The sequence below is a fragment of the Methanobrevibacter sp. genome, assembly GCF_045644645.1.
Lineage (GTDB): Archaea > Methanobacteriota > Methanobacteria > Methanobacteriales > Methanobacteriaceae > Methanocatella.
The window spans coordinates 1-7328 of sequence record NZ_JAZRHE010000123.1 but is presented as its reverse complement, the minus strand read 5'-3'; the positions used below and the strand labels follow the sequence as shown (position 1 = coordinate 7328).

Annotated in this window: 9 protein-coding genes; all 9 read right to left on the bottom strand. The window is 36.3% G+C overall.

Going from position 1 to position 7328, the window contains the following annotated elements:
* Nucleotides 1-236, bottom strand: a 236-nt coding sequence (locus ACKI4K_RS06855) for a nickel-dependent hydrogenase large subunit (protein ID WP_407423559.1), incomplete at its 3' end; no start/stop codon positions are given.
* A 1-nt stretch (nucleotide 237) separates the two neighbouring features.
* Nucleotides 238-1164 (bottom strand): F420-nonreducing hydrogenase, encoded by a 927-nt coding sequence (locus ACKI4K_RS06850; RefSeq protein WP_407423557.1) that lies wholly within the window; start codon nucleotides 1162-1164, stop codon nucleotides 238-240.
* A gap of 15 nt (nucleotides 1165-1179) precedes the next feature.
* Nucleotides 1180-1605 carry a hydrogenase iron-sulfur subunit gene (locus ACKI4K_RS06845; protein ID WP_407423555.1) on the bottom strand — a complete coding sequence of 142 codons (426 nt, stop codon included), beginning with the start codon at nucleotides 1603-1605 and terminating at the stop codon, nucleotides 1180-1182.
* Nucleotides 1606-1924: 319 nt separating this feature from the next.
* Entirely contained in the window at nucleotides 1925-3175 is a 1251-nt protein-coding gene (locus tag ACKI4K_RS06840) for a SufB/SufD family protein (protein ID WP_407423553.1), read from the bottom strand.
* The gene (locus ACKI4K_RS06835; RefSeq protein ID WP_407423551.1) at nucleotides 3144-3899 is read right to left on the bottom strand and encodes an ABC transporter ATP-binding protein; all 756 of its coding nucleotides are present in this window, start codon (nucleotides 3897-3899) and stop codon (nucleotides 3144-3146) included. Before ACKI4K_RS06835 ends, ACKI4K_RS06840 begins: the two co-directional genes overlap by 32 nt.
* Before the next feature lie 116 nt (nucleotides 3900-4015).
* A complete protein-coding gene (locus ACKI4K_RS06830; RefSeq protein WP_407423550.1) occupies nucleotides 4016-4282 on the bottom strand; it encodes a PRC-barrel domain-containing protein in 267 nt (88 codons plus the stop codon).
* A gap of 54 nt (nucleotides 4283-4336) precedes the next feature.
* Nucleotides 4337-4945: an NTP transferase domain-containing protein gene (locus ACKI4K_RS06825; RefSeq protein ID WP_407423548.1), complete on the bottom strand. Its 609-nt coding sequence runs from the start codon at nucleotides 4943-4945 to the stop codon at nucleotides 4337-4339.
* A gap of 17 nt (nucleotides 4946-4962) precedes the next feature.
* Nucleotides 4963-6432, bottom strand: coding sequence for a methanogenesis marker 14 protein (locus ACKI4K_RS06820; protein WP_407423546.1), 1470 nt, complete (start codon nucleotides 6430-6432; stop codon nucleotides 4963-4965).
* Between the two features lie 141 nt (nucleotides 6433-6573).
* Nucleotides 6574-7328 (bottom strand): tetrahydromethanopterin S-methyltransferase subunit H (gene mtrH / locus ACKI4K_RS06815; RefSeq protein WP_407423544.1); only part of this gene is annotated, 755 nt, incomplete at its 5' end.

Below are 7328 nucleotides of genomic sequence, written 5' to 3'. Positions count from 1 at the left end.
ATTTGGTCAACTGCTTTTGCAGCTGCTAAGTGGTGTTGTACATCACAAATACCACAAATACGAGGTACTAATCTTGGTAATTCTTCTACAGGACGGCCTGTTAAGAATTTTTCGAAACCTCTGAATTCCATAACGTGTAATCTTGTTTCTTCTACATTTCCAGCATCGTCGAGGTGTACGGTAATTTTAGCGTGTCCTTCGATACGAGTAACTGGTTCCATAGTGAGTTTAACCATTTTATTCTCCTCCTTTCTGCATTTTCATAGGTACTAAAGCTGCAGGTAATGTGTAAGTGTAGAAAGTACCTACGATATCATCTAATTGATCAGCAACAGTTTCAGGATCTACTGTTTTATCTTCGTTTACACCGTAGTCAGATGCAATCGCACTGATCATTTTTGCTCCTTGGTCTAATACTTTAGCAGTAGGACCGTAACATCCTCTACATTGGATACCAATGGAAGGACATTCTGCACCACATAATGATACAGTTGCAGGACCCATACATACTAAACCTTGTGAAATTAAACATAAATCAGGTTCAGGAAGACCTACTTCAAATTGTCTTTTAATGAAGTCCATAGCTAAACCAGCAGGTGGTTTTTCTCTAGGGCATACTTCACAAAGGTTTGTGGAAGGCAATTCGATGGTGTCTCCTCTTAATAATGCTAAAACAGCTTCAGCTACAACATCAGAACGAGGTGGACAACCTGGAATCATTAAATCAATATCCATACTTTCACTGATAGGTCTTACCCTGCTTTCAAGATGAGGAACATCTTCGTGAGGAATAATTCCTTCAGGGTTTACAGTAGATACTGAGTTAATGTATCCTTCTTCTTCTAATTCTTCAACAGTCCATAAGTTTCCAAGACCTGGAATACCTCCGTAACATGCGCAAGTACCGTAAGAAATAACCATGTTAGCCTTTTCGTTTAACATTTCAGCTAATTCTCTGTTTTCGTCATTTCTTACTCCACCTTCAACAATAATAATGTCTAAATCAGGTACTTCATCATATTTAGTATCCATGAGTACAGGGGAAAATTCAAAATCTGCAAATTCCATAACATCAATTAAGGATTCGTGGAAATCTGCAATGGATAAGTGGCATCCGGAACAGCCACTGAACCACATAGTTCCTATTTTAACTTTATCTGCCATATTCATTCCTCCAATCTATCTTTCAGCATCTAATTGTCCTTTTAATGGAGCTGGACCTAATTCTTTGATTCTGTTAACCATCATTTTAACAGATTCTGAGAATTTTTCACCTTCGGATGCAGAAATCCAGTCATGGTGAACTCTTTCTTTTCCAATTCCCATATCTTCGACTAATTTATAAATTAATCTCATTCTACGATCTAATTTGTAGTTACCAGCGTCATAGTGGCAGTCACCCATGTGACATCCTGCTACAAATACCCCATCAGCACCTTCTTGGAATGCTTTTAAAACAAATTGTGGGTCAATTCTTCCAGAACACATTACACGAATAACTCTAATATTCGGTGGGTATTGCATCCTTGCAGTACCTGCTGTGTCTGCTCCTCCATAGGAACACCAGTTGCAACAAAACATTACAATTTTTACATCATCAGCCATAGAGTTTCTCCTCCTCTATAAATATTTTTTGGCGATTTTGAAAAACTTTTGTCTTTCAAAATCAAATTTTAAAGTTTTTTAAAAAATTTTAAAATCTTTTCATTTAAAGCCTGCATGTTTAGGCACGCCTTAAATCACAATTTTCGTACTTAATGAGCTAGCTCAGCATTACATTACGTACTGATTAATATATTTCATTTATAATTAATATAAAGGTTACTCGGAGATTAAAGTCAAAAAGTTTATATACTATGAAACAAGATTTTTAAAAACTATTAAAAAAAGGTTAAAATAAGAAAAAAAGATAAATTAGATGGAATTACATTCCATCATGACTCATTTCAATCATATTTTGAGTTAATTGAGCTAATTCATCAGGAAGTCCAGTAATGTCCATGTTTAAAAATCCTCTAACAATCATAGACTCGGCATCTTCCTCATCAATACCTCTAGAGGTCAAATAATTGATTTCATCTTCTGAAATTTTGCCCACTGCCGCTTCGTGAGACATCTCCAAATTCGCAGAACTGGCTTCAAGTTCGGGTACTGCATAGATAAAACTATCCTCAGACAACACTAACCCATGACATTCCAGATGACCTTTAACATCAGGAACAGTGCCTGCCAAATGTCCTCTGGCATAAATTTGAGATTCATCCTGTGCAACAGCCCTTGAAATTACCTCTCCCTTTGAACCTTTTGCATTCAATAAAACTCTGGATCCAACATCGATGATGGAGTCTTTTTTACCTGCCTGAATACTTTGAAAAATGGCTCTTGAATTTTCCCCATCGCAATAAGCAGTAGGGAATGATTGAATGGTGCTTACAGGGCTGGTTAAAATATAATTGTTAATATATGTGGAGTCATCCATTAACTTAACGCCTGTCCTTGGACGTACTTCAACCTGTTCAGCCCAGTTATGGACCATTGTGAAAGTAATTTTGGAACCTGGCTTCAGATACATCTCAGATACCCCGACATGCATTGCAGAACCTACATCATCACCTGTCGCACATCCTGTAATCAAGTGCAATTCAGAGTTTTCCTCTGCAATAATCACATTGTGAGCTGTTTGCATAACCTCTTCATCACTGATAAACATACATGCCTGAACAGGCATTACCTCCTTGGTTCCAGGTAATGACCTTACAAAATATCCGCTTAGAACACCATTTTCCTGTTCATTTAATGCAGTTTTTGCAGTATATTTGTCTGCATCAGGTTTTACAACATTCCAAAGGTAATCCTCTAACCAACTATACTTTTCCAATGCAATAGCCATATTCATTACTTCAATTGAATCAGACATTGAGTTATTTGTGAAAATATTACTCTGGTCAACCTGTAAAAATGATCCTGACCTATTTTTTTCCTCAGTATCGACGCCGACCTTCAAAAGATCTTTCTTAGTTTGATTGCTTAAATCATCCAAATCATCAATCATGTCCAAAGCATTGACAGTTTCATCACTGAAGTTTTCAATAGTAATGTCAGCACCTAATGCTGCCTTTTTATCTTTTGCTCTTTCAGCATCATCATAAACATTGCGCACACTCAACACATCCATTAAAACCATTTTTTCTAATATCTTCTAAAATTTCAGTAGGATTTCCTGAACAAGAAATTACGCCATCTATTAAAACATGTGCTTTATCTGCACTTACAAAGTTTAAAATATATCCCAAATGAGTAATTAAAAGCCCACTTCTTTTTCTATTTCCCTGTGGTTTATCTTTATCCAATAAAGTTCCAATTTCAGAAGCCAACAATTCAACATTTTCAATATCCACACCAGAATCAGGCTCGTCAAACATTGTGAAATCCGGCATTTGAGCCAATAACTGTAAAATTTCTGAACGTTTTACTTCCCCGCCTGAAAATCCTAAATTAACATCCCTATCCAAGAATTCATCACTGAATTTGAGTTGTTGAGCTAATTCCTTCATTCTAGGATTTAATTCATCATTAACATCCTGATGTGATATGATTTTTAATAAATCTCCTACAGAAACCCCTCTAATGGATGGAGGAGTTTGGAAACTTACACCAATACCCAATTTAACTCTTTCAGCAGTAGTTAAATTAGTGATGTCCTGGCCTTTAAATTTTATAGTACCATTAACAACATTATAATTTGGAAAACCCAATATAGTTAAAAACAAGGTACTTTTACCAGCACCATTGGGACCTAAAAGAACATGAGTTTCACCTTCTTCAATAAAAAGGTTGATATCTTTTAAAACCCTTTTTCCAGCTACATCAACCGCCAAATTTTCAATTTCAAGTAACATATAATCACCTTAAAAATAAAATATGAATTTGTTTTATACTATAATAATTATAGTATTACTAGAATAAATAGTTAACAAATGTAAGAAAAAATAATAAAAAAAGTAGATAACTGAAATTATTCAGTTACAATAATAAATTCGCCGACTTTTTCAACTTTAGCAAAAGGAACCAATAACAAGTCACCATTTCTTTTAGCGCCTTTTACATGAATATTACGATCGCTTTCAACTCTAATAGCTATATCAACAATTTTACCGGTTTTTTCGTTGATAATTAATTCATCCAATACACCAAGGATACGTGCATTGTTGGTAGCTACTTGATAATTCTTGATTTCGCTCCATAATTTTTCTTCTCTTTTAGGAATTTGTCTATTATCCATTAAATCACCAATGAAAATTAAATTTAGTTATATAAATATTTAACTTCATTATATTTAAAGATAATATTCGCCGTATAATTTTTCTGCAACTTTACTATCCAAAAGAGTATTGATATTCAATGCCAATTCTCGTTTAGGGATGATTAACTGGTCTTCATCCTGAACAATATTAACACTTCTAAGCACGTTTAAGCCAGACGGAACATTTCCATTGAACTCATATGAATAATTCAACCCCAAATCCTTAAAAATTTCAACAGGCACTAAAGTTGATAATGCATCTTTGGAAGATTTGGAATAGTAATCTAAAACATAATCAATGGTTTCAGTTGAAATAAACGGTAAATCAGCATTTATAAATAATAATGTATCTTCACTGGATTTTTTTTCAAAATAATCTAAAATATAAGATAAATCAGTTAGATAATCATCTCCTGAAGTGTCCAATATCTGAAAATCCTCATCCAATGAATTTAGATATTGAGTGGTTTCACGAGTGTGATGGCTGACTGCAATAACGATTTTATCGATTAATTTAGACTCTTTCAGATTGTCAATTACATATTTAATTAATGGTTTATTGCGTAATTTGAAAAGAGGTTTTTCGCAGGGAACTTCAAGTCTTGTTCCCATACCTCCAGCCATCAAAATAGCATAAATCATTGCGCAAACCACAAGTTTTAAGCGAATTTTCCGCCAGCCATTTTCATACGATCTTTAAGGATGCATCTGCCTCCTTGTTTACCACCAATAGGAACCTTAGGGGTACCCATTGAATTCATACAACGAGCCATAATGGCTGAACCTAAAGCAAGACCGTCTTCGACAAACACTATATTTTCAAATTTGTCCTGAACAGCTTCCAATATTAGTTGAGGTTTGCGTCCGGTAATTCCTGCCCTGCCCGTAATGCCTAAAGCGGAGCCAGGAATGATAACGTTTTCCTTAAATGCTACATCCAAACATCTTGTAACTATATTTGTACTTACATAATCCAAGGTTGAAAGCAAGGTCGGAAGACCGTAAGCATCATAGAACTGTGCACCCACATCCATCAATTCAGGGAGCTTGTCCCCATTGAATCCAACATCACAGCCTATTAGAGTAGTGCCTGCCTTTTCAGCGGCTTCAGGGTTTACAGGAACTGTACCGAATCTTTCAACATCCATCGGAACTTTGGTAATATTGATTAATTTATGAGCTTCAAGGGCATTGGCTTCAGCCTGTTTGTGGTCTGCCTTTTTCATTGCCTTATCAGAATAAATATCCAAAGCAGCACCGTTTTTCTTATCAATCAGACCTGAACCTCTTGCTAGAGAATCACTGACAACACCAGCAAGACCCAAGAAGTTTCCAACTGTATTTGCATATGGTTCATTATCATTAACAATACGTCCAGCCAATGTTGAACCGAAGTCCAGAGACACACATGGGTTTCTGTAATCAACATCAGTCCATTTAGCACCTAATTTAATACCTGCAGTAACCAATTCCCCTTCCATTTCGTTAGCAACAGTTTCCTTACCTTCAGGAGGAACTACGCTGACCACTGCACCGTCAAACATGATGTTTTCCAAAAGAGTATGCTTTTGTAATTTTTCAGGAAGCTGGGAAACGCTCATTGCAGGAGACATCTTACGTGGCGGAATGTCTGCCTCAAGACAGCCATCAGCAAGAGCGATAATAAGTTGGCCTGCTTCTTCTGCAGTTGCAAAACCAGCAGTTACACCAGTTGACCTTACAACAAAGTCCAAATCTGTATCTTTATCAACATGACACTTTCTAAGAGATTCCAATACTGTGTCTCTAATTAGTTCAGTAACAGCTTCTTTAGAAAGTTCGATTCCCCAAACAGTTTTACCGAATACCTCTTCGGTAGGTTTTGGCGGTCTGATATCCCTTGTCATTTTAACTGTTTTATTTAGCAAATAAGATTCACTAGTGTTCAAGTTAGTCGCCATGACAATACATTTGGTTGTAGTGTTACCAAGTTCTACAGAAGCAGTGACATAGTAAACATCCGGTTTTCTAACGGCACCAGGACTTGCAGGTCCTGCTTGCTGAGCAGTTAATGAGCCCAAATTACCCTCCTTAGAATGGGCAATAACAGGTTTAGGACCTTTATTAAAAATTTTACTTAGAAAAGACATTTTATAACCTCAATTAAAACTTAATTATAAATATCTTTTTATGATAATATAAATTTTATTAAAAAGTTCTTGAAAAAAGTAGTAAAAAAAATAGAAAAAAATGATTAGATGAATTGAATCATCTAATCGGGACCCTCTTATCTATAATAAGTTGTTAATTGGGTGGTCTTCCACAGGTTCGGTACCGATATCTTTTGCTGCTTCAGCAATCATAATATCTGCCATACCACAAGCAGGGAATGCAAGTCTGGAGTTTTCGATAGGTCCGAAAAGAACGAAGTCTCCACCAGCCATTTGTTGAACAATGTTTGAACCTATGTCACAAACAGGCCATGCTTCTTTGTGTTCTTTTTTGTATCCTCTTAACCAGTCCCATGCGGATGGAACGTTGTGAATACCAGATCCTACTGGATATCCCCATTTAGCTTTTACAGCATAAGCGGTTCTTACAGCAGGTCCTGCACCTTGACCTAATGGAGTAACTGCTACGTCCATCCATGGTTTGGTGATTCCACATTCATCAGCCATTTCAAGAATACCTTGGTCGATTACAGCTCCACCAGTTTCCCAGATTTCGATTTTTCCTTCTACACCAGGAGTCATTGGGTTGAAACCTAAGAGAATGGATGCATCGATGTCAGAGTTTTTAACAGCTTCAATTTCACCAGGTTCTGCTGCCATACTTATAGAGTTGTAAACAGCCCTATCAGCTAATCCTGCATCTTGAACATATTCTACACCTGCAATTTTTGCAGCTGCTGCAGTTGAGTCAATAAGGAAAGGTTTGTCACAGTTGTCTCCTACAAATTCTAAGTATTTTACCATAGCATCTGCAGTAGCACCGAAAGTTTGTACAACACAAGGGTTTCCGGTCACATCAGACATTTCTTCCATAG

Excerpts from the sequence above, each read along its gene's own strand:
- ACKI4K_RS06850 (WP_407423557.1), bottom strand. The coding sequence starts at position 1,164 with ATGGCAGATAAAGTTAAAATAGGAACTATGTGGTTCAGTGGCTGTTCC.
- ACKI4K_RS06845 (WP_407423555.1), bottom strand. The coding sequence starts at position 1,605 with ATGGCTGATGATGTAAAAATTGTAATGTTTTGTTGCAACTGGTGTTCC.
- ACKI4K_RS06840 (WP_407423553.1), bottom strand. The coding sequence starts at position 3,175 with ATGGATGTGTTGAGTGTGCGCAATGTTTATGATGATGCTGAAAGAGCA.
- ACKI4K_RS06835 (WP_407423551.1), bottom strand. The coding sequence starts at position 3,899 with ATGTTACTTGAAATTGAAAATTTGGCGGTTGATGTAGCTGGAAAAAGG.
- ACKI4K_RS06830 (WP_407423550.1), bottom strand. The coding sequence starts at position 4,282 with ATGGATAATAGACAAATTCCTAAAAGAGAAGAAAAATTATGGAGCGAA.
- ACKI4K_RS06825 (WP_407423548.1), bottom strand. The coding sequence starts at position 4,945 with ATGATTTATGCTATTTTGATGGCTGGAGGTATGGGAACAAGACTTGAA.
- ACKI4K_RS06820 (WP_407423546.1), bottom strand. The coding sequence starts at position 6,432 with ATGTCTTTTCTAAGTAAAATTTTTAATAAAGGTCCTAAACCTGTTATT.